Below are 26,622 nucleotides of genomic sequence, written 5' to 3' on the forward strand. Positions count from 1 at the left end.
GCACAGGCCGCCCCTTCTTTCTGGATGGGTTACGAAATGGACATTGGACGCAACGCAAAGGTCTTCCGCCCGCACAGCCAGGTCTTGGCCCTGGAGCCCAGGATCCTGTTCGATGGCGCCGCTGCAAGCGCCGCTGCCGACCAGCAGCACCATGACAGCGGCGACACCCCGCAGGTGGACGCCACCCCGGCGCCCGCCGGCCAGCGGGCGGCCAATGGCCAGGCAGCGGCCCCGGCGCAGACCCTGGTGGTGCTCGACAGCCGCGTGGAAAACCGCGAGCAACTGACCGCCGGCCTTGGCGCCGGTACCGTCACCCTGGTGGTCGACAGCGGCCAGGATGCCCTGGCGGCCATCAGTGCGGCGCTTGCCCAACTGGGCAAGGTCGACTCGATCCAGGTGTTCTCCCACGGCGCGTCCGGGCAGTTCACCCTGGGCAACCAGACCTTCAGCGCCGCCAACCTCGACCCGTTCGGCAGCACCCTTGGCCAGTGGCGGGCAACGCTCAACGCAGGTGCCGACATCCAGCTCTATGGCTGCGACATCGGTGCCGGCGCTGCCGGCCAGGCTCTGGTGGACCGCCTGGCGCAGTGGACCGGCGCCGACGTCGGTGCCTCCAGCAATGCCACCGGCAGCCGCGCCGCAGGTGGCGACTGGGCGCTGGAGGTGCGCAACGGCGACATCGACAAGCGCATCGCCCTTTCCGCCACCAGCCTGGAGCAGTTCCAGGGCCTGCTGGCCGATGCCGCGCCGACAACCAGCATCAGCATGCCCGGCAGCGACGTGCTGATCGGCGATACCTTCACCTTCGAGGTGAGCCTGCGCAATGCCGCCAGCCAGGTCGGCTACGCCCCCTATGTCGATCTGTTCCTGCCGAGCACCGGCAAGGACGGTGACGACGGCATCAGCTTCGTCGGGGCCACGTACCTGGGCCAGGCGATCAACAGCCATGTGATCACCTTCGACGCCGCCGGCAACGCCACCCACCCGCTGGCCAAGGGCGCCGACGGCCAACCTCTGGTGATCAGCGCCGCCAGCGTGGGCATGCGCCCGGGCGACCAGCTCGTGGTTCTGCAAATTCCTTATGCCAGCGTCTCCCAGGACCAGCCGGACATCACCCTGCAGGTCACTGCGCGCCTGAGCGACCTGGCCGACACCAGCAACACCAATGGCAGCCCTACCCTGACCATCAATGCCCGTGCAGGCTTCGAGTACGGCAACGACTCGCTGAACAACCCCACCGTCGACCCCAGCCTGGAGGAGGCCGCCCTGCATGCCCTGGTGATCAACCCCACCCTGGTGGAACTGACCCAGAACCTGGACATGACCGAAGGCGAAACCGCCACCGGCCCCAATTTCACCCACGACCAGACCGTCACCGTCACCCCAGCGAACGGCCAGACCCTGCATGACGTGGTCGTCACCCAGGACATACCGGACCAGGTGCAGGTCACGGCGATCACCCCCGGACCAGGCGGAACCCTGACCTCCATCACCTTGCGCAACGGCACCGTGCTGACCAACCCGACGTTGATCGCCGCGGCGATCGACAGCGATAGCGTATTCATCACCTCCTACAGCGTCACCTACGCCACCCTCAGCGTACCCGCCACGTCCACGGTGACCTTCTATGTCCCCGAGATTGGCGGCGCGGGCACTGCGGTACTCGACCCGAACACCGGCAACCCGGTGACCATCAACTTCGGTACCCCCACCGCCACCGGGGAATGGACCCCGCTGGACCCTCGCGATATCACGCCACCGGCCACCGAGGTGGACTTCACCGCCACCGGCGACGGCAGCGGTGCCCAGTTCGTCGCCAAGTCCATCACCCTGCAAAAGCACGCGGTGCTGCAGACCGACACCGGCACCACCGGCCTGAGCCCGGGCGATACCCTGCGCTATGTGCTCGACGTGGCGCTGTCTGACTATTTCGCCTTCGGCAGCAACATCCTGCAGAACGGTCAGTTCAGCATCGTCGACACCGTCGCTGACGGCCAGGTGATCAGCGGCCCACTGACCATGACGGTGAGCCAGGACGGTGCCAGTGGCACAATCGAGCTCGTCTACACCCAGACGACGAACGCCGATGGCACCACCACGCTGGTGATCGACATCGCCGAGTCCCTGCGCCGGGCCTCCGATACCTTCGGCGCCCTGTTCGGCGACCTGGCCTTCGACACCACCCGTACCGCGGCCACCACCGCGGTGATCAGCTACAACACGCTGATCAGCCAGGCCTATGTCGGCAACCACCCGCCACACCCTGACATCAACGAGGGCGACAGCGTCGGCAACGACGCCACCCTGACCGCTACCGTGCTGCTCGATGCGGTGAACCAGGGCAGCGACCAGAGCGACGGCTCCAGTAGCCTCAGCACGGTGCCCACCAGCCAGGTCGATATCGATATCTGGCGTGTCAATGGCACCACGCCACCGAGCAACGGCGAGATACGCCCCGGCGACCTGGTGACCTTCCAGCTGTCCTACGACCTGGTCACCGGCGACTACGAGAACTTCCAGCTCACGGCCTACCTGCCCCTGCCGCTACTGGATGTCAGTGGCCTGACCTGGAGCATCGGCAATGGTGTCGGCCAGTGGAGCTTCGGCCCTGGCGACAGCGACCCGTCGCGGGCGGTCACGGTGTCCAGCGGACCCGGCAACTCGGTGGTGTTCGACTTCGGTGAGTACGCCATCGACCAGATCGTCGGTGGGCGCATCGAGCTGACCTTCACCCTGCGCGTAGGCGACCAGCCCTTCGCCGACCAGCGCTCGCTGGATGTGCTGGCCCAGTCCAGCCAGACCACCACCCTCGACAAGACGCCCCTGCTGAGTTCGGACGTAGCCGTGGTGGTCTCGGTCGCTGAACCAGTGCTGGACATCCGCCATGGCGTGGTCTCCAGCAGCAACGGTACGGTCACCGGCACCAGCGGCAGCTGGGCCCCGCCCGGCAGCAGCGGCCTACCCTTCACCGGCACCCTCAGCGACCTGTCGGCCATCGATGGCAATGTCAGCGGGATCGATGGCGGTGACCTGCTGCGCCTGGCCACGGCCATCGAAAACAGCGGTGGCGGCGGCGCCTACGACGTGGTGACCCGCATTACCCTCCCCCCTGACCTGGCCTTCGTCGGCGGCAGCCTGGCGGCCGCCAACCTGCAGATCTACCGAGGCGACGGCACTCTGTTGCGCCTGGGCGTGGACTACAGCGTCACTGGCAACCAGATCACCTTCCTCGATGCCGATGCCCAGCCCACCTTGCTGCCCGGGCGCACGGGCACGACCGCCGACAGCAGTGGCCAGAACATCGTCGTCATCACCTACGACGTCACCGTCAACGCCAATGTCGCCGCCAGCCGCACCCTGAGCAGCACGGCTACGCTGAGCAACTATGCCAGCGTCGAGGGCGGCACCGACTTCACCCCCGTGGACCTGAGCGAAATCGCCAACCAGCAGGTGGCCGCACCGGTGATCAGCAAGACCTTCGCGGGCGGCAGCCTGGACAACGGCGACTCCAGCGCCAGCCATACCAGCGGCAGCGACCTGGTGGTCGGCGAGAGCATGCTCTACGACATCATCGTCTGGCTGCCGGAGGGCAGCACGCACAACCTCAGCATCGACGACCTGATCCCCCCGGGCATGCGCCTGGACACCACGTTCAACGACAACCTGGGCTACCTGCAGATCCTCACGGCGGCGGCAAGCGGTGGCAGCCTGAGCCAGGACTTCGCCGGCAACGTGGTCATCAGCGGCATCAGCGGGGTCGGTGGGACCCTGGGCGCCGATGGCGTCGATGCGCGCTTCACCTTCAGCGTGTTCGCCACCAGCGCCGACAACGACACCGGCAACAACGCCTTCGTCATCCGCGTGCGCCTGGTCGCCAGCAACGAGATCGGCAACCAGGCCAACCGCTCGCTGCAGAACAGCGCCAACCTGCATTACCAGGATATCGACGGCGACGTAGCCAACGGCGAAACCGCCGTGGACCGCCAGGTCAACCTCAGCGGTGGCGCGCCCACCGTCACCCTTCGCGAACCGACCCTGCAGATCACCCAGACCATCGACACCACGCCCGACTTCGGCGGCTTCGACGAAGGCGACGTGATCGACTTCACCATCACCCTTCGCAACGGCAATGGCGCCAACGACTACAACGCCTACGACATCAGCTTCCTCGACAACCTGCCCAGCGAGCTCGATGGCGTGAGCTTGACCAGCGTCCTCTACCAGGGCGCCACCAACAACGGCGGCCCGGACTTCATCATCCAGGGCGGCCAACTGCTGAGCGCCTCCGGTGCCAACATCGACATCGCCAAGGGCGGCAGCATCGTCCTGCACCTGCGCGGGACCGTGAACGCCTCGGCAGCAGGCGAGGCAACCTTCGCCAATGATGCCCAGGTGCGCTGGACCAGCCTCGATGGGGCCAACGCCGGTGAGCGCAGCGGGGCCGATGGCGTGCTCAACGGCGGCACGCTGAACGACTACCGTCTGGACTCCACCCTGCTGTTCCCGGTCAGCAATGGCATCCGCATCTCCCACGTCGGGGGGCTGCCGGACACCCCGCCACCGGTCGACACCACCGGCACCACGAACACCGCCGGCATCAACGAGAATGTCGCGGTGGGCGAAGTGATCCGCTACCGCGTGGCCGTGCTGGTGCCCACTGGCGACAACCCCAACTACCAGATCCGTATCGAACTGGACGCCGGGCTGGCGTTCATCCCCGCCGAGCTCAACAACATCCTGATCGCCCTGGTGTCCGACTCGCTCAATGGCCTTGCCACCGATGCCGACCTCATCAGCGGCGGCAGCATCTGGATGCCGGGCGACCAGAACAGCGCGGTGGCCCAGCCCCTCGATGCCAACCTCAGCGGCATCGCGCCCAGCGGCATCTTCGATGGCAATTCGACCAACCTGAACATCGTCACCCATGCCGATGGTAGCCAGACGGTGACCTTCAACCTGGGCAACCTCACCAACACCGAGACCACCGACGACAACATCGAAGGCGTGATCCTCGAATTCAACGTGCGCGTCACCAACGTGGCCGCCAACCAGAACGGCGCCGCCCTCGGCATACAGGCCTTCGAGCATGTGGGGCTGCCCGGCCAGGACGTCGATCGCGGCAAGAGCGACATTCTTTTCGAGCACGTGGTGGAACCCGGCTTCACCGGCCTGGACAAGCAGGTCATCGACATCCAGCCCGGTGCCGACAGCACCACCGCCACCGTCTCCGTGCGCTTCACCCAGAACGGCGAGGTGCCGGCCTACAACGTCCACCTGCAGGACCAGTTCCCCGATGGCAGCGACTACCAGGTACAGAGCCTGCTGATCAATGGCACGGCGGTGGACCTGGCCAACCTGCCGGACGGGATCGGCATCAGCACCAGCGGCGCCCTGTCGGTCGACTTCGATCGCCTGGCGGTCGGCGACCAGGTGCAGGTGATCTATCGCGTCACGGTCCCCAACACCGTGGTGCCCGATAACGCCGCCAGTGCCGCGGTCCTGACCTGGACCAGCCTGCCGAGCAGCTTCGAGACCGGCGGCTGGGGCGGCTCGCTGCCCGGCAGTGCCGGCAGCGCCGACGGCGAGCGCACCGGGCAGGATGGCGGTGCGGGGCTGAACAACTACATCCTCAGCGAAGGCGCCGGCCTGGGCCTGGTGCAAGGCACGCTGTGGAACGACACCGACTCGGCGACCGACAGCATCACCCCCGATGGCCCCGGCCTCGGCGGGCAGAGCGTGCAACTGACCTGGGCCGGTGCCGATGGCCTCTTCGGTAGCGCCGACGACCGCATCTTCACCACCCTGACCGACAGCTCCGGTCGCTACCAGTTCGCCCTGCTGCCAACCGGCAACTACCTGGTCGTGGTTCCGCCCGCGTTCCAGCTCGCGGCCGACAACCGTTTCCAGGTGCGCATCGACAGCGACACCGGCACCAATGCCAGCGGCCTGGGCGCTGTCAGCGTCACCCTGGCCGAGGGCGCCGTCGGCACGGCCGATGCTGGTTACGTGCACCTGAACGAGGCACCGATCAATACCCTCCCCGAGCAACGTGGCCAGGAGGATACCGTGCTGCACCTGGCCGGCCTGGCCGTGACCGACCCGGATGCCGGCAGCGGCATCTTGTCCGTCACGCTGACGGTCCAGCACGGCGTGCTGTGGCAGACCGCCACCCCACCCGGGCCGAACGACACGCCTCCCGGCGGAGCCAGCAGCAGCCTGACCCTCACCGGCACCCTGTCACAGCTCAACACCTGGCTGGCGCAGGTCTATTACAAGGGCAACCAGGACTTCAACAGCGCCCGTACCAGCGAAACCCTGACCATGGTCACCAACGACCATGGCAACGCGGGCGATGCCGACGGTGACGGCATCCCCGGGCAGGACCCGCAGGATGCGCTGAGCGACAGCGACTCGGTAGTGCTGGTGATCGACCCGGTGAACGATACCCCCATCGCCCTCCCCGATGTCGCCACGGCCATCGAGGCAGGTGGCACGAACAACCAGACGCCCGGCAACAACCCCACCGGCAACGTGCTGAACAACGACAGCGATGTCGATATCGCCACCAACGACGATGTCATCAAGGTGATCAGTGCCGGGCTGCAGGGCGGTCTGCAACAGGCGGTGCCGGACGACGGCGAGATACAGATCGTCGGTGCCCATGGCGTGCTGATCATTTCCGCCTCCGGCGGTACCACCTACATCGTCGACAACGACGACCCCGAGGTACAGGCCTTGCGCCTTTCCGGCAACACCCTGCAGGAAGTCTTCACCTACACCATCGGCGACCTGGCGGGCGCCACCAGCATCGCCACCCTCACCATCACCCTGCAAGGCGCCAACGACGCCCCGGTGGCAGAGAACGATGTCGGCCAGGCGGTCGAAGCCGGGGGCATCGACAACGGCACGCCTGGCAGCGACGCCACCGGCAACGTCCTGGCCAACGACAGCGATGTCGACCAGTTCGGCGAGACCCGGGCGGTCACCGGTGTCCGCGCCCTGCGCGAAAGCGCCAGCGGTAGCATCGTCGAGGTCACCCGCGACGCGCCGGTGGTCATCGACGGCACCTATGGCAGCCTGACCATCAATGCCGATGGCAGTTACACCTATGTGGTGAACAACGACAACACAGCGGTGCAGCGCCTTGGCGCCGAAGACCAGTTGTTCGAATACTTCACCTACCGGGTCACCGACGCGGGCAACCTCAGCGACCTGGCCGAACTGCGCATCACCATCGACGGCGCCTACGACAACCCCGTGGCCAGCGACGACCAGGCCGTGGCCCAGGCCGGCGCCACCAATGACCCGACCCTGGAAAGCAACCCCAGCGGCAACGTGATCCTCTTTCCCAGCCGGCCGGGAAACATCGACCAGCCTGGCGGCAATGGCGTGGACACCGACGTCGACCGTATCGACCGCCCAAGCACCGAGCTGCACGTCACCGGCATCAGTTCGGCGACCGAACTCTCCAACCCCGGCATGACCGCAGTGGCGGCCGGCACCGACGCCAGCAACGGCACCGTGATCCTGGCGACCTACGCGCAGCAGAATGGCATCCAGGTCACCGACCCGAACGCCTTCGGCAGCCTGACCATCGGTGCCAACGGCGCCTTCACCTTCGATGTCAACAGCGACAACGCCACGATCCAGGGGTTGAACGCCGGGCAAACCCTGCAAGTGATCTACACCTACGAGATCACCGACAGCGAAGGCCTCACCGACCGCGCCCAGCTGGTCATCACCATCCATGGCGTCAACGATCCACCCGTGGCGCAGATCGTGGTGGGCCGTGCCGTGGAACAAGGCGGCGTGAACAACCAGTTGCCCGGTATCGACCCCAGCGGCGACGTGACCCGCACGGCGGTAGACCCCGATGGCGACCCGATCGACGTGGCGTTCATCGGCACAGGTACGACGCCGCCGGGCACGCCGGTCGACGGCGCCACCACGCTGCAAGGCCAGTACGGCATCCTGACCATCAACCCCGACGGCACCTACGACTATGTGCTCGACAACGACAACCCCGAGGTGCAAGGGCTGCGCAGCGATAGCGACCACCTGATCGACACCTTCAGCTACATCCTCAGCGACGGCCAGGGCGGTTTCTCCACACCGGCGTTCCTGTTCATCCTCATCGACGGCCAGAACGACAATCCGGTGGCCGCGGATGACAGCGCAACAGCGATAGAGGCCGGCGGCAGCCAGAACAACCAGCCCGGGACCGACCCAAGCGGTAACGTGCTGACCAATGACCAGGATGTGGACTTCGTCGCCAACGGCGAAACCAGCGCCGTCAGCGCCGTGCGCACCGGTGCCGAGAACGGCAGTGGCACGGCCGGCAGCCTCGGTGTCGAGCTGCGCGGTACCTATGGCTGGCTGACCCTCAATACCGATGGCAGCTACCGCTACCGCCTGGACAACGACAACCCGAACGTGCAGGCACTGCGCACGAGTGCCGATACCCTGGTCGACACCTTCACCTACACCGTGATCGATGCCGCCCTGGCCACCGACCAGGCCACCCTGCGCATCACCATCACCGGTGCCAACGACACCCCGGTGGCACGCGACGACAGCGCCACGGCCGTCGAAGCCGGTGGCGTGGCCAACGGTACCCCCGGCAGCAACGCCAGCGGCAATGTACTGGGCAACGACACCGACGTGGACGCCGGCGACGCGCTCAGTGTGACCGGGTTCCGCCAAGGCCTGGGCATTGGTACCGTCGGCCAGGCCTTCACCGCCAACTATGGCACCTTGACGCTGAACGCCGACGGCAGCTTCAGCTATATCCTCGACAACGACAATCCGTTGGTCCAGGCACTGCGCACCGCCGGCGACACGCTGCAGGAGCAGTTCGTCTATACCCTTCGCGACCTTTCCGGGGCCACGGCCACCGCCACCCTGACCATCACCCTACAAGGTCGCAACGACAACCCCGTGGCCGTGAATGACCGTGCCGACGCCACCGAGCGCGGGGGGACCGCCAACGGCACGCCAGGGGTCGACCCCAGCGGCAACGTGCTGGGCAACGACACCGACGTGGACGCCGGCGACAGCAAGCAGGTCGATGCCATCCGCACGGGCACCGAGGCCGCCGGCGGTATTTTCACCGGTGTCAGCGGCAGCCAGGTGGTCAATGGCCAGTATGGCGTGCTGACCCTCAACGCCAACGGCGACTACAGCTACCAAGTGAACAACCTCGATGCCCGGGTGCAAGCCCTCAAGGCCGGCGAGACGCTGGTCGAGACCTTCACCTACCGGATGCACGACAGCGCCGGGGCCACCGACATCGCCCAGCTCACCATCACCCTGCACGGTGCCTACGACGCGCCCGTGGCCAACGATGATCTGGCCCTGGCCCTGGCGGCCAAACCGAACATCAACAATGGCTTCGACCCCAGCGGCAACGTGCTGGGCAACGACACCGACGTGGACGCCGGCGACAGCAAGCAGGTCAGCGGCATCCGCAGTGGCCAGGAGCAAACCGGCGGCACGCTGACGGAGGTCGATGCCGGCACCGACAACAGCAACGGCACCCTCATCGATGGCCTCTACGGGCAGTTGATCATCGGTGCAGATGGCAGCTTCACCTACCGTGTCGACAATAACAACCCGGTGGTGCAGGCACTGGGGCTGCTGGAAACCCTCGACGACTACTTCACCTACCAAGTCCGCGACGGCGGCGGCCTGGTCGACCTGGCGCAGCTCCACGTCGTGGTCTTCGCCCTGAACTCGCCGCCCGATGCCAACCCGGACACTGCCGAAGCGCTCGAGGCTGGCGGCCTTGACAACGCGACCCCTGGGGTCGACCCCAGCGGCAGCGTGCTGGGCAACGACATCGACGCCGAAGACGACCCGATGACAGTGGTCGAGATCCGCACCGGCGCCGACCCCAGCGGGGCCCCCGATGGCGTGCCCGGGCAGCCGCTCAAGGGCCAGTACGGCACCCTGGTGCTCAATGCCGATGGCAGCTGGCACTACCAGTTGGACAACGACAACCCGGCCGTGCAGGCCCTGCGCACCGGCGCCCAGACCCTGACGGACGTATTCACCTACGTCGTCGAGGACCGCTGGACCTCCACGGCCAGCACGCAACTGGTGATCGTCATCCGCGGCGCCAACGACACCCCCGTCGCACAAGACGACACGGCCATCGCCGTCGAGGCCGGTGGCGTGGCCAACACCCGCCCTGGGGTCGATCCGACCGGCAACGTCCTGGACAACGACCAGGACGTGGACAGCGTGGCCAATGGCGAAACCCGCCAGGTCCTGCGCGTGAGCAGCGAAACCGGGCAATCGGTGGCGGCTGGCGCACTGCTGCAGGGGCGCTACGGCACCCTGCGGCTCAACGCCGATGGCAGCTACCGCTACGAAGTGAACAATGCCGACCCGCGTGTGCAGGCCCTGCGCAGTGCTGGGGAAACCCTGCGCGAGGTCTTCACCTACCAGATGCGCGATACCGCCGGCGCGACCTCCTCGGCTCGGCTGAGCGTGACCGTGCAGGGCGCCAATGACAACCCGGTGGCGCGCGACGACAGCAATGTCGCCAGTGACCAGGTCCAGGCGCCGCAGACCCGTGGCAATGTCCTACCCAACGACAGCGACGTCGACAACGGCGACCGCCTGAGCGTGGTCGGCGTGCGCACGGGTGCCGAAGCGGCCAGCGGTACCCAGGGCACCATCGGCCAGGTGCTGGCCGGCCGCTACGGTTTCCTCACGCTCAATGCCGATGGCAGCTACACCTACACCATCGACCAGCGCAACCCGCAGGTTCTTGCCGCAGCAGGCCTGGGCCAGGTCCTGCAGGACTTCTTCACCTACACCATCGCCGACCGGGCCGGGGCCACCGACCAGGCGCAACTGACCATCACCCTGGACATCGCCTCGCCCTACATTCCACCAGGGCCCTATCGGGACCTCGACGCCGGGCGCCAACCCTTCGTCGAGCCGTTGCTGGACTTCGAGCCGGCCGTGTACGTGGAGCCGGAGATCCGCCGCATCGAACTGGTACGCCAGCAGATCATCCGTGGTGCCAACGGCAATGCCGCAAGCCTGTTCGCCACGCCGGAAATCAGCTCCAGCATCGCCGCCGACCTGGGCCTGGTGCCGGGGCAGTTCGTGTCGGCCGCCGTTGCCGAAAGCCGGCAGATGAGCGAGTTCGACGCCCTGTGGGTGCAGGGCCGCAATGGGGTGACCGACCTGAGTGCCGACGGCTTGCTCAGTGACCCATCGTTGTGGGCCCCGCTGCCCAGCGACCTGGTGCCGAGGACCGACCGTCCACAAACCGCTCCCGGCCTGCGCGCACAGTTGCAGGAGGCCGCACAGCGCCGAGGACAGCCCCAGTGAACAACCCGAAACGACCACGCGTAAATCAAGGACCGTCTATGCCTGGATATCGTGTCAATGCCTTGAGTGCACTCATCACCGCCAGCCTGCTGCTGGGCGCCTGTTCGGCCCTGAAGGAAGCCGAGCCCTACGATGAACAGCAAATGCGCCAGCGGGTCATCGACGACCAGGCGCGCATGTACCAGGAGCAGGAGCCGGTCACCACGCCGATCACCTTCTACGAGGCCGCTGCCAGGGCCCTGAAGTACAACCTCGACTACCGCCTGAAGCTGCTGGAGAGTGCCTTGGCCTCGGACCTGCGCGACGTCACCGCCCACGAGATGCTGCCGCGGCTGGTGGCTTCGGCCGGCTACGCCGGACGCAACAACGACTCCGGTGGCACCTCCATCGGCATTCAGGACCGCGAGGTCAGCTTGCGCCCGTCCACCTCCGAGGAGCGCTACCGCACCATCGACAGCCTCGGGCTGAGCTGGAGCCTGCTGGACTTCGGCGTGGCCTACTATCGCACGCAGCAGAAGGCCGACCAGATCCTCATGGCCGAGGAGCGCCGCGAGCGGGTGGCCCAGAACGTCCTGCAGGACGTACGCAATGCCTACTGGCGCGCCCTCGGCGCCCAGCGCCTGCTGCCGGAGGTGGACAGCCTGCTGATGCGCACCCACCGCGCCCTGACCGCCGCCCGCGAGGCCGAGAGCAAGGGTTTGCTGCCACGCCAGGACATCCTCGCCTACCAGCGAGCCCTGCTCGACTCGGTGTACATGCTCACCGTGCGCCGCCAGGATCTGGAGTTCGCCCGTGCCGAACTGGCGGCCTTGATGTCGTTGCCGCCCAATTCGCGGATGGAACTGGCCGATACCCTCGAGGCACCGCTGCCCCAGGTGACCCAGAGCGTCGATGCACTGGAGCAGATGTCCTTGCGCAACCGCCCGGAAATCATGGAGGAGTGGTACCGCAAGCGGGTCGACCAGAACGACCTGAAGATCGCCAAGGCCCAGCTGTGGCCCAACGTCAGCGTCAACTACAGCTACACCTACGACTCCAACAAGTACCTGTACAACAACCACTGGAACGACACCGGCCTGCAGGTCTCGGTGAACCTGCTGCGCCTGCTGCAGTACCCGGCGCTCAAGACCGCCGAGGAGAGTCAGGCCAAGACCGACGACATGCGCCGCACCGCACTGTCCATGGCGATCCTCACCCAGGTGCGGGTGGGCCTGTTGCGCTATCAACTGGCCAGCCAGGAGGTGCAGTTCGCCGATGACAGCCTGCGGGTCGACAAGAGCCTGCTCGACTATGCGCAGAAAGCCCGCAGCGCGGCCCTGGGCACCGAGCTCGAGCTGATCCGTGCCGAGGGCCGTTACCTGCTCTCGCGCTATCAGCGCGAGGCCGCCTATTCCGATGCCCAGGCCGCCTGGGGCCGGCTGTACAACTCGGTCGGCTTCGCCGTACTGCCAGACAAGGTGGAGGACCACGACATCAAGACACTGGCCCAGCAGATCCAGCGCACCCTGGAGCAACAGACCAGCAGCCACCTGCTCACCGCCAGCAACCAAGGAAACGTCAATGTCGCCAAGCCATAAGCCCCTGTCGTCGGCCCTGCTGCTGTGCCTGGCCTGCTTGCCGCCGGCGTTCGCCAACGAGCCGGGCGATACCCGCCCGCCGCTGCCCGAGGACGATGCCAACGCCATTCGCGTGCTGCTGGCCTCGGACCTGGAGACCACCTTGTCCAGCCAGATGAACGGCACCCTGGGCGAGCTCAAGGCCAGCCTGGGCCAGCACGTCGACAAGAACGCCACCCTGGCCCAGCTGCAATGCGTCGAAGTACAGGCCCGGGCCAAGGTGGCCGGCGCCGAGCTGAACATGGCCCGACAGAACCTCGCCGCCAAGCGCAACCTGCGCAAGCTCGATGCCGCCGGCGACCTGGAGGTGGCCATGGCCAACACCGAGGTGAGCAAGGCCGAAGGCGCCCTGACGCTGGCCAAGGCCCAGGCCGGCTATTGCCAGGTGCAGGCCCCGTTCGGCGGCCGCGTGGTCAAGGTCTACGTCAAGCCCTACCAGACCGTGCAGGCCGGCGCGCCGCTGTTCGACCTGGTCAGCGACAGCGCACTCAAGGTGCGCCTGAACGTACCCTCCACCCTGCTCCCCCAGCTCGAGGCCGACATGCCCCTGGAGGTGCAGATCCACGAGACCGGCAAGCGCTACCCGGCCAAGGTCAGCGCGATCAACGCACGGGTCGATGCCGTGGCCCAGACCGTCGAGCTGGAGGCCCGCCTCGACGCGGCCTACCCGGAGCTGATCGCGGGCATGAGCGGGATCGCACGCTTTCCCGCAGCACACGAGTAGGCCGCCATGAGTGAAATACTGCCGCCGCCGCAACTGCTGCTGAGCCTGGCCAGCCTGCGGGACCGTGCGCTGGCCGCCGAAAGCGTCAATGCCCTGGCCTTCTCCATGGCCAACGATCTCTATGCCCTGCTGCGTTTTCGCCAGGCCCTGGTCCTTGCCCAGCATGGTGGGCACCTGGAGTTGCTGTGCATTTCCGGCCTGGCGCGCCCCACCGAGGACTCGCCCTACCTGGTCTGGCTACGCCGTGCGAGCCACTGGCTCAACCAGCGGCTGAGCGAGCCGACGCCGACCTGGCTGCCGCGCGAGGGCCTGGCGCTGCCCGAGGACATCGCCGATGGCTGGGCCGAATGGTGGCCCAGCGGGTTGTGGTGCATCCCGCTGCAGGACCGCCATGGCCAACGCCTGGGGCTGCTGCTGTTCTTGCTCGACGAAGCGCCGGCGCCCTCGCTGGTGAACCTGTTGCAGGGCGTGTTCCAGACCTGGGCGCACTGCTGGGCGGCCTTCGGCAAGCCCCGACCGCTGCGCTTCTGGCGCCCGAGCCGACGCCAAGCGCTGGTCGGGCTGGGGGTGCTGGCCGCCTTGTTGCTGGTACCGGTACGGCAAACCGCCCTGGCCCCGGCCGAAGTGGTATCGCGCAATGCCCAGGTGATCAGCTCGCCGATCGACGGGGTCATTGCCCGCATGCTGGTGCGGCCGAACCAGCCGGTCGAGGTCGGCACGCCGCTGTTCGCGCTCGACGAAACCACCTTGCGCAGCCGCGCCGAGGTGCTGGCCAAGGAGGTCGCGGTGGCCGACGCCGAACTGCTGGCGGCCAACCAGCGCGCCTTCGACAACCCGCAAAGCAAGGGTGAGCTGGCAGTCCTCACCGGCACGCTGCGGCAACGCCGTGCCGAACTGGCCGCCGTGCAGGCACAACTGGCGCGCACGACGGTACTCTCGCCGCGCGCCGGGGTCGCCGTGTACAGCGATCCCAATGATTGGCTGGGCAAACCGGTGGTCATCGGCGAACGCATTCTCCAGGTCGCCGACCCACGCCAGCCGGGCTTGCGTATCCACCTGCCGGTGGCCGATGCGATTGCCCTGGACAGCGGTGCCCCCGTGACCCTGTTCCTCACCGCCTACCCACTTTCGCCGTTGCATGGCGCTATCCTGGAGACCAGCTACGAGGCGCGCCCGGGCGACGATGGCGTCGCCTCCTACCGCCTGCTGGCCAGCGTCGAGGGTACGCCGGCCCATGCACGCCTGGGCCTGCATGGCACGGCCAAGCTGTACGGCGAGCGCGTGCCCCTGGGTTACTACCTGTTGCGCCGGCCCCTGGCCGCCGCCCGCGCCTGGACCGGTTGGTGATGAACACGAACGCCGAAGACCTGCCCACGCCACCGCTGCGCGACGACCTCGACATCGCCCAGACCCACTGCAACAGCGAAGGCGAGCCGGTCTGGGTGCTTCACGACAGCGTCACCAACCGCTTCTTCCGCATCGGCTGGCTGGAGTTCGAATGCCTGTTGCGCTGGGAACAGACACCACGGCGCATCGCCGAGCAGATCGCCGAGCAGACCGCGCTCAAGCCCGATCCGGAACAGGTGCTGGGTTTTCGTGCCTTTCTCGAGCGCCACCAACTGGTACGCCCCGGTGCGCAGGCGCTGGAGCGCCTGCGCCAGGCCAGCGAAGGCCGCCAATGGCTGACCTGGAAGTGGTGGTTGCACCACTACCTGTTCTTTCGCATTCCCCTGATGCACCCGCAGCGCCACCTGCGGCGCCTGGCGCAGGGCCTGGGCTGGCTGTTCCATCCCGTCACGGGCTTGCTGGTGGTGAGCCTGGGCCTGCTGGGGATCGTTCTGGTGGCGCACCAATGGGATACCTTCCGTCATGACGTGGTGGAGTCGTTTTCCACCGAGGGGCTGCTCAGCTTCGCCCTGGCCCTGGTCGTGGCCAAGACCCTCCACGAGCTCGGGCACGCCCTGGTCGCCACGCGCCTGGGGCTGAAGGTGGCGCACATGGGCATCGCCTTCGTGGTGATGTGGCCGATGCTCTACACCGATACCGGCGAGAGCTGGAAGCTGCGCAGCCCCCGGCAGCGCCTGGCGATCTCCAGCGCGGGCATTCTCACCGAGCTGGGCCTGGCGGGTCTGGCCACCCTGGGTTGGGCGCTGTGCGACCCTGGCCCGCTGCGCAATGCCCTGCTCTACCTGGCCACCACCAGTTGGGCGCTGTCCCTGGCGCTCAATGCCAGCCCGTTCATGCGTTTCGATGGTTATTTCATTCTTTCGGACCTGCTGGACTTCCCCAACCTGCACGAACGCGCCACGGCCGTGGCCAAGGTGACGCTGCGGCGCACTTTGCTGGGCCTGGACGAGCCCTGGCCGGAGCCGTTTCCGGCCGCTCGCCGCAGGCTGCTGGTGGCCTTTGCCTTGTTGACCTGGGTATACCGGCTGGTGCTGTTCCTCGGCATCGCGGTCACGGTGTACCTGTTCTTCTTCAAACTGCTCGGGATCTTTCTTTTCGCCGTGGAAATCGCCTGGTTCATCCTGCAGCCGATCTGGCGCGAACTCAAACACTGGTGGCGACACCGCAAGGACGTGCGTCCCAGCCGCCGGCACCTGCTCTGGGGGGCGCTTGCCGTGGTCCTGCTGCTGGTCGGCGTGCCCTGGCGCAGCCAGATCCATGCCGTGGGCCTGGCCCGCGCGGAGCATCAGCTTCGCTTGTACGCCCCCTTCCCGGCCATGCTGCAGGAGATGCGCGAGGCGGGAGCGGTGCAAGCCGGGCAAACCCTGGTGGTGCTGAGCCAGCCCGACATCACCACCCGCCTGGTCGGCAACGAAGCTGGCATGCGCGGCTACAGCGCGCGCCTGGCCGGCTTGCTCGCGGACCCGGCCGGGCTCGCCGAGGCCGCCGCCACCCGCCAGCGCTACGGCGTGCAGTACCAGGAGGTGCGCGCCGCACGCTCGGAGATCGCCCGCCTGAACCTGAAAGCGCCGTTCACCGGGCGATGGCTGGACCTCAACCCCGACTGGCACAGCGGCCAGTGGATCGGCACCCGTGAAGCGCTGGGAGTGCTCATCGACCCGCGCAGTTGGCAGGTGGACGCCTATGTCGGGCCGGACGACCTGCAACGGCTGCAAGAGGGCAGCCCGGTGCGGTTCTATCCGGAAGGCGTGCCCCAGGCCATCAGCGGCCGGGTCCTGCAGATTGGCACGACGCGCATCAGCCAACTGGCCCAGTCGGCACTGGCGTCCCGTCACGGCGGGCCGCTGGAGGTGGTTGGCCAGGGCGATGCGCTGGTACCTGCCGCACCGCTGTTCCACTTGCTGGTGCAGCTCGATGCGCCGCCACCCACCCTCCACGAGACCCGTGGCCACCTGCAGATCGAAGGCCAGCGCCGCAGCCTGCTGGCCAATGGCCTGATGCACCTGGCGGCGGTCTTCATGCGTGAAAGTGGTTTCTGAGCCTTTGCTTGGTGCACTGAGACACCTGTCGCAAATGCTCCACGCACTGCTGGTGGCTAGCCGACGACCTGGCCTTTAATGGCGCGCCGCGCCGGATCAAATGCACGATCGTCGGTTCCTCCCGCAGGCCTGCGTATCCGCGACCATACTCAAGGCGCTGCGTTCGAACCCCTGTCATATAAAGACAAGACGAAGATATGGACAGCATTCGCGGTACCGCATTCCTGCAGTTCGGCGAGTTGCTCGCCAGCCATGGCGCCTCGATGCGCGACTTCCTGGTGCCCCACCAGGTCCCCCTGGATGTGGTCGGCAACTACGAAAAGCAGTTCTCCTACAAGAGCCTGGTGCGCATCTTCGAGGACAGCGCTCAGGCCCTGCAGATGCCCGAGTTCGGCCTGGAGTTGGCGACACGCCAAGGCTCCTCGCTGCTCGGGCCGTTGCAGCACCTGGCCCGTTCGGCGGCGACCGTGGGCGATGCGCTGGTCGCTGTCCTGCGCTACATGCGCGTCTACAGTCCAGCGATTCACTACAGCCTGGAGCGACGGCCCGGCCAGGCCCTGCTGTATTTTGACAATGCCCTGCCGTGCGGCGCGGAGACGCCACAGATCGTCGAAAAGTCGATACTGCACGGCAGCCTGCTGGTCAGCGAACTGCTTGGCACTGTGTTCAAGCCCAAGAACGTGCTCTTTCGGCATCCACCCCAGGCCACGCGGGCGGTCTACCAGCGTTATTTCGACTGCCCGGTGCTGTTTCGCCAGGCGCACAACGCGCTGGCCCTGGCCCCGGAGGACTTGCAACAGCCTTGCAGTCAGTACGACCCCGTGCTGCATGACATCCTGCGGTTCTATCTCGAGGCACACTGCATGGGTGAAGACGACCTGCAGGCCAAGGTCGGCCAGCAGATCCAGATACTGCTGCCCAGGCAACGCTGCAGCCTCGAGCAAGTCGCGCAGATGCTCGGCCTGCATGCCAGGACCCTGCAGCGACGCCTGGCGAACGAAGGGGTCGAGTTCGAGTACCTGGTGGAGCAGACGCGGTGCCGACAGGCCAGGTCCTTGTTGCAAAACACCGCGTTGAGCGTTACGCAGATCGCCCAGGAACTTGGCTATCGACGTACCGCTTCATTCTGCCGGGCCCATGCGCGTTGGTACGGTTGTACGCCATTGGAACATCGCCAGTCGCAACTCCAGGATAAAGAAGCGGCGGTCGGTCACTGATAAAACAGCGTGCCCCCATGTGCATCTTGCGACACACCTACTTCGCCATGGGCAGGCGTGTGCCATTCATCCCGCCACGTGGTCTGCCGAGTATTTGCTGGTTTTTACATCGAATGGGGTGTGGCAAGACCTGTCGTCCAAAGGTGATGGTCCGTACTCATCTTTTTGAACGTTTTTGCCTTCCGCCGACCCTGTCGCGAAAAGACAACCCTGGCCTGCATGGACGCCAGGAAATGCAGCTACCCTTGCCCAGCAGTACGAAACATACCGCTGGCAATTACCGACAACGGTAGAGCGCCCCCTAGCAAAAGGAGCTTGTCATGATCGCCCTCGCTACACCGTTGAATAGACAAGAACACTATTGCCTGGGATCGAGGGTGCGCAAGGCAAACTCGATGAGTTGATGAACGACATGGACAACTTCGAATTCTGGTTCCCCGGTGTAATGCCCTGATTGCTCCATTGACGCAGTCCGGCGTCAAGGCAGGGCAGCGGCGTCCGCCGATGCCCTGCCTCCTTTTTCAAGTGCCCGACTAGGCTTGGCAGGGCCATGGGAAGACAGGGAGGTGTTCATGTCCAGAGATGCAGCGTGCTGGAGCGGCTATTGCTCGATACTGCTTGCCGCCAGCGCCGTGAATGCGGCCGAAGGGGGCGACGGCGCTGCCCAGGCCAACAACCCATTGGCGAATATGACGGCCTTCAATATCCAGAACTACTACATCGGGGACCTGAGTGAGTCGGACGAAACGGCCAACCAGGCCTGGTTTCGCTTTGCCAAGCCATTCGACCTTGGCCATAGCAAATGGCTGCTGCGCGCCTCGCTGCCGGTCAATACCTTTCCAACCCCGCCCAACGGGCACAAGGAAACCGGCATCGGCGACCTGAACGTGTTCGCCGCCTACCTGCTGGATGTCGGTAATCCAGCGGTCAGCTTCGGTGTCGGGCCGCAAGTCACTGCACCGACGGCTGGCAAGGACGAGTTGGGCAGCGAGCGATGGTCGGGCGGCCTGGTCAACGTCTTGTTCAATGCCAGTTCCCCGGTTTTCCAGTATGGCTACCTGCTGTCCTGGCAACACAGTTTCGCCGGCAATGACAACCGTGAAGACGTCAATGCCGCAGCGTTCCAGCCCTTTGCGTTCTATCAGTTGGGCAAGGGCACCTACCTGCGTTCCACACCCATCTGGTCGTACAACTTCGAGAACGACGCCTACAGCGTTCCCCTGGGCATCGGCATTGGCCAGGTCATCAAGAAAGACAAGACCGTCTACAACTTCTTTATCGAACCTCAGTTTTCAGTGGCCGATGACGGCCCCGGGCAACCACGATGGCAGATATTCCTTGGCCTGAACCTGCAGATTCTCGATTGATTTCTTCTGCCATTGCCCAACGAGACCCTGTCATTTCACTACGGACAAGAGCACTGAAACGACATGACGAACAAGCACCGAGCCCACAGGGCACCTGTAGCCAACAGCGCGAAGGACGACACGTCGCTGGACGCTGCTTGCACGCCGGTTCCCGGCCCCCTATCGCCCTGCCCGGCCTTGCGCCGGGCACTGGCCTGCGCACTCCTGCTCACCGCCAGCCACGCGTCCGCCGGTGGCATCTTCATCTATGAAACCGGGCAGGAAGGGAACGGCCTGGCCAATGCCGGATCCGCCGCACTGGCCACCGATCCCAGCGTATTGATGAACAACCCGGCAGGCATCACCCAGCTGCAAGGCACCCAGGTCAGTGCCAACGCCCAGGTGATCCTCGGCGACCTGCGCTTCTCGCGCGGTGGCGACAATCAGTTCGAGGGCAACGAAGGGGGCAATGGCCTGGAGTACCTGCCCGGCGCAAGCCTGTTCATCAGCCATCAGCTCGACGACCGGGCGGCGATCGGCTTCGGCATGTACGGGAACTTCGGCCTGGCACTGGACTACGATGATGACTGGGCCGGTCGCTACTTCACCCAGGAGGCTGCGGTCATCGGTGTCTCGTTCCAGCCGACCCTGGCGTACAAGTTCACCGACGAGCTTTCCGTCGGTATCGGTCCACGCATCATGTATGGCTACTACCGCACCGAAATGGCGATCAACAACAACCTGCTGGGCCTGCGGAACCGCCCGGACGGCCAGCTGGAATACCAGGACACCGACGTCGGTACCGGCGTCAACCTCGGCGTGCTCTACCAACTGTCCCCGCGCACGACCGTGGGCCTGGCCTACACCAGCAAGATCAAGCTGGAGTTCGAGGACAGCCCTCATGTGCGCAACATCAGCAACCCGCTCCTCAATGCCGGCTTGCGTCGCCTCGACTCCCTGGAGCTGGACCTCAACGTGCCGCAGACCGTGACCTTCAGCGTGGCGCACGACCTCGACGAGCAATGGAAACTGCTCGGCAGCCTCGGCTGGCAGGACTGGAGCGACTTCGGCGATGTCGGGGTCGACGTGGACGCCAACGGCGGTGGCGTCAGCCGTACGGTCGATCGCAAGTACAAGGACACCTGGCATGCCTCGATCGGTGCCATGTACCAGGCCACGCCCCGGGTTCGCTGGAGCCTGGGGCTGGGGTACGACAGCTCCGCGGTGGACGATGACGACCGCACGGTCGACAACCCCATGGGCAAGGCCTGGCGCCTGGCGACCGGCATCAACTACCAGGTCGACGAAGGCCTCGACCTGCACCTGGCCTATACCCTGATCTGGCTGGGCGACATGGACGTGGAGCAAACCAAGGCACGCTCGGGCAACACGCTGTCAGGCAGCTACGACAACAGTGCCTTGCACATCATCGGAGGTGGAGCGACCTGGCGCTTTTGAGAGCGAGACCCAACACGCACTACGCATGGCTGCAGAGAATGCTGACTGTCATCAGGAGAAACCCCATGAAACTCAAGTCGATCGCTTCAACCCTGTGCCTTTCCTCGTTACTGCTTTCCGGTTGCGCGAGTAAGTACGTGGAGCCCGATCAATACTCTGGCTTCCTCAAGGACTACAGCATCCTGAAGGAAGAGAAATCGCCCAGTGGCGCCCCGGTCATGCGCTGGATCAAGCCAGGCGTCGATGTGAACAGCTATACCAGCATCTACATCGAACCCAGCCAGCTCTATCCGAGGCCACAACCGACCGAGAAAATACCGCAATCGACCTTGCAGGGCATCACCCAGTACTACGACCAGGCGCTGAAGACCCAGTTCTCCAAGGTCCTGCCCCTGGCGCAGAGCCCGGGTCACGGCGTGCTGGTCGTACGCCCGGCGATCACCGGGGTCAGTGCCTCCACCAAAGGGCTGCGTCCTTACGAGGTCATCCCGATCGCCCTGGTGGCGGCGGGCATCAGCACGGCGACGGGCATTCGTGACCAGGACACCAGCATCGCCACCGAGGCGGCGTTCCTCGACGGCAACACCAACGAGGTGGTTGCCGAGGTCGTGCGCAAAGGCGCCGGGGCCGACCTGGATAACTCGTCCCAGGTCATGCAGGCCAAGGATGCACGGGCCGTGCTCGATGGCTGGGCACAGGACATGGTCAAGTCCTTCCAGGCCCTGAAGAAATAAACTGTGCAGCCCGCTGCGCGCCGGTGGTCGCAGCGGGCCGGCACCTCGCCTTCCTCCAGGGAATGACAACTCAGGCGTGATGAATCATGGACAGCATCCGCGGTACCGCACTGCTTCAATTTGGCGAGCTTCTGGCTGAATACGGCAGGTCGCAGCGTGACTTCCTGCGTCCGCTGCGCATCGACCTCGACGTCGTCGGGAGCTACGAGAAAACCCTGCCCTACAAAAACCTGGTGCAGCTCTTCGAAGGCAGCGCACATGCCTTGAGCCTGCCCCAGTTCGGCCTGGAGCTCGGCAAGCGCCAGGGCTCCACGCTCATGGGGCCGCTCCGCCACCTGGCCACTTCGGCACCTACCATCGGCCAGGCCCTGGTCGCCGTGATCCGCTACATGCGCAACTACAGCCCATCGATCCACTATCGGCTCGAGCATCGCCCAGGCCAGGCCCTGCTGTATTTCCACAACGCCCTGCCCGGCTCCGAAGAGACGCCGCAGATCGTCGAAAAATCGGTGCTGGCGGCGCGGCTGCTGGTCGGCGAGCTGCACGGCACGGTGTTCCGCCCGCGAGCGGTGACCTTCCGGCATGCGCCGCTGGGCGAACCAGACGGCTACCAGCGTTACTTCGACTGCCCGGTGATGTTCCAACAGGAGCACAACTGCCTGTTCTTGCCCCCGGAAATCCTGCGTGAGCCGTGCATACGCCATGACGCGGTGCTGCATTCGATCGTGCGCTTCTACCTCGAGACCCACGACAGCCAGGCCGACGACCTGTGCGCACAGGTCGAGCGCCGGATCCAGACAATGTTGCCCAGCCACCGCTGCACCTTGGAGCAGGTGGCGCAAGCGCTCGACCTGCACCCGCGCACGCTCCAGCGACGGCTGGCCCGCGATGGCGTGGACTTCGAGGCGCACCTGGACCGTATCCGCCGCCGCCAGGCCGAGCACATGCTGCGCACGACCAGCCTGAGCGTCGGCCAGATCGCCAGCGAGCTGGGCTATCGGCGCACCACCTCGTTCTGCCGTGCCCATCAACGCTGGTTCGACATGACCCCTTCGGAACATCGCAAGGAATATGGCGACCCGCTGATCGCCAGGCTCGTGGGCGACGAAAAGGCGCCTGAAGACTGATACCGCTTTCCCCTGGACCCTGCCCTGGAGGCCACCATGTTCCAATTCGTCAAGACCACGATAGCGGGCGGCGTACTGTTCATCCTCCCCCTGGTGCTGGTGGTGGTGCTGATCGAGAAGGCGATCCATTTGCTGAGCGCGCCCTTGCAGAAGGTGCTGCCGTTCTTCGCCGGTTTCAGCATCGCGGGCGTCACCGCGGTTTCGATCGTCGCTGTCATCGCCCTGGGCTGCCTGTGCTTCGTTGCCGGGCTGCTGGCGCGCACCGCATTTGCCGCCAGGGTCCTGCAAGGGCTGGAAAACCGCGTCCTGGGTAACCTGCCTGGCTACCAGTTGCTCAAGGATGCAACGGCCCGCCTCACTGGCATGGAGAACATCGACGGGGCGAAGGTCGGGTTGCTTGCGGAAAACGATGGCTACCGTTTCTGCCTGGTGCTCGAAGCCCTCGACGAGTGGCTGCTGGTGTACCTGCCGGACGGTGGGCCTGCCGGGGGCACGGCAGGCGAAGTGCGTGTGATGCCCAAGGCGCTGGTACAGATCACCGATATCCCCTGGCTTGGGTTGCTTGCGTGCCTGCGCCGAGGGGGGCGCGGGGCACTGGAACTGTCGGCAGGTGTTCTGAAGGAATAGGCCATTTCAACGGCCATCCATGGCTGCCGCGCAGCCTCAGGATCTATCAGGCGCCGCCCATCGTAAAGACGATCCGCTCGCGCCCCACTCAATCCCCCTTCCCCGCCCCATGGATGAAATGCCGGATCCGCACCTCGACCCCGGCAGCCTGGAACCGCCGGGCAGCCGCCTCGATCTTCAGCTCCGCGCGGGTCACCCGCTGGTGATGCCGAAGGTGTTCGAGCCAGGACTCGTCGACGAAGAACTCCAGCCAATGGCGCGGGTTCTCGCTGTCCTGGACCAGCCCCCAGGACACCGCGCCATTGCGTTTGCGCATGCCGCGCACCTCCTGCATCGCAGCCTGGAAGGCGGCCGCGTGGTCGGGGTCGATGTCATAGTCGAGGGTGACCATGACCGGGCCACGCTCCTGGTCCATCCCTTGCGCAAGGATCGGAGCGGGCCAGTGCAGCGAAGGCGCCACGTCATCGGCCTCGGTGCTCGGCAGCCGGTAACGGAGGTTGGCCAGCAACCCGAGCAGCAGGACGCCACCGGCGACCACCAGTGCCAGGGAAATCCCCGCGTGGCTGGCAACGACGCCCCAGAGCGTGCCGCCGGCGGCCATGCTGCCGAAGAACACCAGGATGTACACGGCCAGGCCCCGCGCACGTACCCAGGCCGGCACCGAGGTCTGGGCCGCGACCTGGAAGCTGGACAACACGGCGATCCACGCCACGCCGCTGAGGAACATCACCGGCACCAGCACGTACAGGCTGCGGAAGGTCGCCAGCGCCAGCAGCACCAGGACGTAGAGCACAGTGGCCAGCATGACCAGGCGTTCGGTGCCCAGACGAGCGCGCAAGTCGGGCAGTTTCATCGCGCCCAGCACGGCGCCGACACCGACACTGGCCAGCAGCAGGCCGAACACGGTGGCATCGCCTTGCATCTGCGTGCGCACCACCAGCGGCAACAACGAGGTACCGGCGCTGGCCCCGACGAAGAAGGCGAACGCCCGTACCAGGACCGCCTGCAGCGGGCGCGAACTGCGGCTGTAACGCCAGCCGGCGCGCAGCGCGCCGAACAACCGTTCGGCCGGCAGGACGCTGGGCGACGGCTCGCGCTTCCAGGTCAGCAACACCAGGATCACCGCGAAGAACGACACGCCATTGAGTGCGAAGGTCAGCCAAGGGCCAACCAGGCTGACCAAGGCGCCGGCGATGGCAGGGCCGATGGCTCGTGCCAGGTTGACGCCCACGCTGGAGAGCGCGACGGCCGCCGGCAGGTCGGCCTTGTCCACCAACTCAGGCGTCGTCGCGCTCCAGGCGGGCATCATCAGCGCCGTGCCGATGCCCATGCACAGGGTCAGCGTCAACAGCAGCCAGACCCCGATCAACCCCGACAGGCTCAACCCCGCCAGCAGCACGGCGATGGTCGCCATCCACAGCTGCACCCCCAACAGATACCTGCGTTTGTCGACGATGTCGGCCAACGCGCCAGCCGGCAATGCCAGGAAGAACATCGGCAAGGCGCCGGCGACCTGGACCAAGGCGACATGCAGCGGGTTGGCGGACAGGGACGTCATCAGCCAGCCGGCACCGACTTCGTGCATCCAGGTGCCGATGTTCGAGGCGATGCTGGCCAGCCATAGCCAGCGGAAGGTGGTTTGGCGCAAGGGGCTCCAGGCGCTCGGGACAGGTGCGTTCATGGGTCAGAACCAACCGTTGAGTGGATATTCGACAACCAGGTACAAGCGATCGATGTCATCGCCGCCCTGTGCCCGGTTGCCCCGGTGGCTGACGTGCGACACGGACAGGGACAGGTCCTTCGCCACGCCGGCACTGAAGGTGTAGCGCAGGTCGAGGTCGCGCTCCCAGTGGCGCCCGCCCTTGCCTTGCAAAGGCTGGTAGCTGTCGCTCGACCGGTCCCAGGGATTGTAGGCGCCGCCCGCCGGGGCGTGGCTGCCGTCGATGTTGCGGCCGCTGACATAACGGGCCATGAAGGTCAGCCCAGGGATGGCGAATGCCGCCAGGTCGAGGTCGTAGCGCAGTTGCCAGGAGCGCTCGTGCGGGCCGTTGAAGTCAGCGTACTTGATCGAGTTGGCCAGGTAGATCGAGTCGCCACCGATGAAGTCGAACGGCGTGTCGCCGTGGATGTGCTGGTACGCCACCGACAGCGCCTGGCCGCTGAAGGCATAGCGGGCCTGCAGGCTGTAGGCCAGGGTGTCGATGGCCCCGGCCCGGGCGCGGCCTTGGTCGAGGGTCTTGTAGAGATTGCCGTCCAGGCTCCACGGGCCCTGGGCGAGATTCAGGTTCAGGTAGCCCTGGCGCCAGGTGTCGTCCAGTTGCGCCAGGTAGACCGCCGTGCCCAGGCCGTTGCCAGGCGCGAAGGTGGCCCCGGCAAAACCGAGGGCGGCCCCTTCGGTCGTTGCCCCGTAGCCGGCGAAGTCATCATGCCCCGAACTGCCGTTCTGCCGCTTGAAGCGGGTAAAACGCCCGGCCTGCAAGCGCAGGCCTTCGCGTTCTTGGCTATCGAGCAGCACGCCGGTGGCATATTCCGGTTGCAGGCGCTTGTCGCCGGTATCGAGCACGGGGGTCTGCACCGTCATCTCGCCGTAGCTGAGCAGGCTCTGGCCCACGCGCAGCTTCACTGCAGCCCCCGCATCGGCATAGTCGTCGGCATTGTCTCCCCCGCTGTCGTGAGGCAGCAGACCGGTACCGGCATGCCCTCGCCCGCCATCGAGCTTGATCCCGAGAAAGCCATGGGCATCGATGCCCAGGCCAACCGTCCCGGGCGTGAAGCCGGACTCGAGCGTTGCGATGAAGCCTTGGGCCCATTCCCGCTGGTAGCCCTGGGGCGCGCCTGGGGCATGGCGAAAGTCGTTGTGAAGAAAGAAGTTCCGGCTGAGCAGCGACCACGTGCCCTGCTCCGTGCCGGGCACGGCAGGTTCTGCGCTGGCGTGCAGGCTCGCGAGCACGAGCGCGCCGCTGGCCATGCGCCGGGCCATG

The 26,622-nt window shown here is 66.1% G+C and carries 13 protein-coding genes; 11 read left to right on the forward strand and 2 right to left on the reverse strand.

All coding sequences use genetic code 11. The annotated features are described in order from the left end of the window. Window positions 1-36 precede the first annotated feature (36 nt). The 11 genes from ACDI39_RS04470 to ACDI39_RS04520 all read left to right on the forward strand — a co-directional run bounded on the left by ACDI39_RS04470 (window position 37) and on the right by ACDI39_RS04520 (window position 23,641). Window positions 37-11,346 carry a VCBS domain-containing protein gene (locus ACDI39_RS04470; protein WP_486537769.1) on the forward strand — a complete coding sequence of 3,770 codons (11,310 nt, stop codon included), beginning with the start codon at window positions 37-39 and terminating at the stop codon, window positions 11,344-11,346. A gap of 38 nt (window positions 11,347-11,384) precedes the next feature. Next, a complete protein-coding gene (locus ACDI39_RS04475; RefSeq protein ID WP_253080542.1) occupies window positions 11,385-12,923 on the forward strand; it encodes a TolC family protein in 1,539 nt (512 codons plus the stop codon). After that, complete coding sequence (locus ACDI39_RS04480) at window positions 12,907-13,686, forward strand: efflux RND transporter periplasmic adaptor subunit (RefSeq protein WP_253080541.1); 780 nt, start codon at window positions 12,907-12,909, stop codon at window positions 13,684-13,686. The genes ACDI39_RS04475 and ACDI39_RS04480 overlap by 17 nt, the downstream gene beginning before the upstream one ends. A 6-nt stretch (window positions 13,687-13,692) precedes the next feature. Next, window positions 13,693-15,033, forward strand: a complete 1,341-nt coding sequence (locus ACDI39_RS04485) for an efflux RND transporter periplasmic adaptor subunit (protein WP_253080540.1) — start codon at window positions 13,693-13,695, stop codon at window positions 15,031-15,033. Then, the gene (locus ACDI39_RS04490; RefSeq protein ID WP_253080539.1) at window positions 15,033-17,132 is read left to right on the forward strand and encodes a site-2 protease family protein; all 2,100 of its coding nucleotides are present in this window, start codon (window positions 15,033-15,035) and stop codon (window positions 17,130-17,132) included. Before ACDI39_RS04485 ends, ACDI39_RS04490 begins: the two co-directional genes overlap by 1 nt. 197 nt (window positions 17,133-17,329) lie before the next feature. Further along, window positions 17,330-18,349: an AraC family transcriptional regulator gene (locus ACDI39_RS04495; RefSeq protein ID WP_253080538.1), complete on the forward strand. Its 1,020-nt coding sequence runs from the start codon at window positions 17,330-17,332 to the stop codon at window positions 18,347-18,349. Window positions 18,350-18,921: 572 nt separating this feature from the next. Continuing rightward, window positions 18,922-19,716, forward strand: a complete 795-nt coding sequence (locus tag ACDI39_RS04500; protein WP_486537773.1) for a hypothetical protein — start codon at window positions 18,922-18,924, stop codon at window positions 19,714-19,716. 63 nt (window positions 19,717-19,779) lie between these two features. After that, entirely contained in the window at window positions 19,780-21,153 is a 1,374-nt protein-coding gene (locus tag ACDI39_RS04505) for an OmpP1/FadL family transporter (RefSeq protein WP_486537775.1), read from the forward strand. A 65-nt stretch (window positions 21,154-21,218) separates the two neighbouring features. Continuing rightward, the gene (locus ACDI39_RS04510) at window positions 21,219-21,887 is read left to right on the forward strand and encodes a DUF3313 domain-containing protein (protein WP_225787767.1); all 669 of its coding nucleotides are present in this window, start codon (window positions 21,219-21,221) and stop codon (window positions 21,885-21,887) included. Window positions 21,888-21,973: 86 nt separating this feature from the next. Next, window positions 21,974-23,014, forward strand: a complete 1,041-nt coding sequence (locus tag ACDI39_RS04515; RefSeq protein ID WP_486537777.1) for an AraC family transcriptional regulator — start codon at window positions 21,974-21,976, stop codon at window positions 23,012-23,014. Window positions 23,015-23,050: 36 nt separating this feature from the next. Continuing rightward, the gene (locus ACDI39_RS04520) at window positions 23,051-23,641 is read left to right on the forward strand and encodes a hypothetical protein (protein WP_253080535.1); all 591 of its coding nucleotides are present in this window, start codon (window positions 23,051-23,053) and stop codon (window positions 23,639-23,641) included. Window positions 23,642-23,729: 88 nt separating this feature from the next. Here the strand turns inward: ACDI39_RS04520 and ACDI39_RS04525 are convergent, their stop codons facing one another. Then, complete coding sequence (locus tag ACDI39_RS04525) at window positions 23,730-25,322, reverse strand: MFS transporter (protein WP_225787764.1); 1,593 nt, start codon at window positions 25,320-25,322, stop codon at window positions 23,730-23,732. A gap of 3 nt (window positions 25,323-25,325) precedes the next feature. Then, complete coding sequence (locus tag ACDI39_RS04530; RefSeq protein WP_368816274.1) at window positions 25,326-26,621, reverse strand: OprD family porin; 1,296 nt, start codon at window positions 26,619-26,621, stop codon at window positions 25,326-25,328. Window position 26,622: the final 1 nt, after the last annotated feature.

The organism is Pseudomonas sp. Tun-23181 (assembly GCF_057415455.1).

Coding starts and splice junctions, on each gene's coding strand:
- ACDI39_RS04470 (WP_486537769.1), top strand. CDS start 37: ATGGACATTGGACGCAACGCAAAGGTCTTCCGCCCGCACAGCCAGGTC.
- ACDI39_RS04475 (WP_253080542.1), top strand. CDS start 11,385: ATGCCTGGATATCGTGTCAATGCCTTGAGTGCACTCATCACCGCCAGC.
- ACDI39_RS04480 (WP_253080541.1), top strand. CDS start 12,907: ATGTCGCCAAGCCATAAGCCCCTGTCGTCGGCCCTGCTGCTGTGCCTG.
- ACDI39_RS04485 (WP_253080540.1), top strand. CDS start 13,693: ATGAGTGAAATACTGCCGCCGCCGCAACTGCTGCTGAGCCTGGCCAGC.
- ACDI39_RS04490 (WP_253080539.1), top strand. CDS start 15,033: ATGAACACGAACGCCGAAGACCTGCCCACGCCACCGCTGCGCGACGAC.
- ACDI39_RS04495 (WP_253080538.1), top strand. CDS start 17,330: ATGGACAGCATTCGCGGTACCGCATTCCTGCAGTTCGGCGAGTTGCTC.
- ACDI39_RS04500 (WP_486537773.1), top strand. CDS start 18,922: ATGTCCAGAGATGCAGCGTGCTGGAGCGGCTATTGCTCGATACTGCTT.
- ACDI39_RS04505 (WP_486537775.1), top strand. CDS start 19,780: ATGACGAACAAGCACCGAGCCCACAGGGCACCTGTAGCCAACAGCGCG.
- ACDI39_RS04510 (WP_225787767.1), top strand. CDS start 21,219: ATGAAACTCAAGTCGATCGCTTCAACCCTGTGCCTTTCCTCGTTACTG.
- ACDI39_RS04515 (WP_486537777.1), top strand. CDS start 21,974: ATGGACAGCATCCGCGGTACCGCACTGCTTCAATTTGGCGAGCTTCTG.
- ACDI39_RS04520 (WP_253080535.1), top strand. CDS start 23,051: ATGTTCCAATTCGTCAAGACCACGATAGCGGGCGGCGTACTGTTCATC.
- ACDI39_RS04525 (WP_225787764.1), bottom strand. CDS start 25,322: ATGAACGCACCTGTCCCGAGCGCCTGGAGCCCCTTGCGCCAAACCACC.
- ACDI39_RS04530 (WP_368816274.1), bottom strand. CDS start 26,621: ATGGCCCGGCGCATGGCCAGCGGCGCGCTCGTGCTCGCGAGCCTGCAC.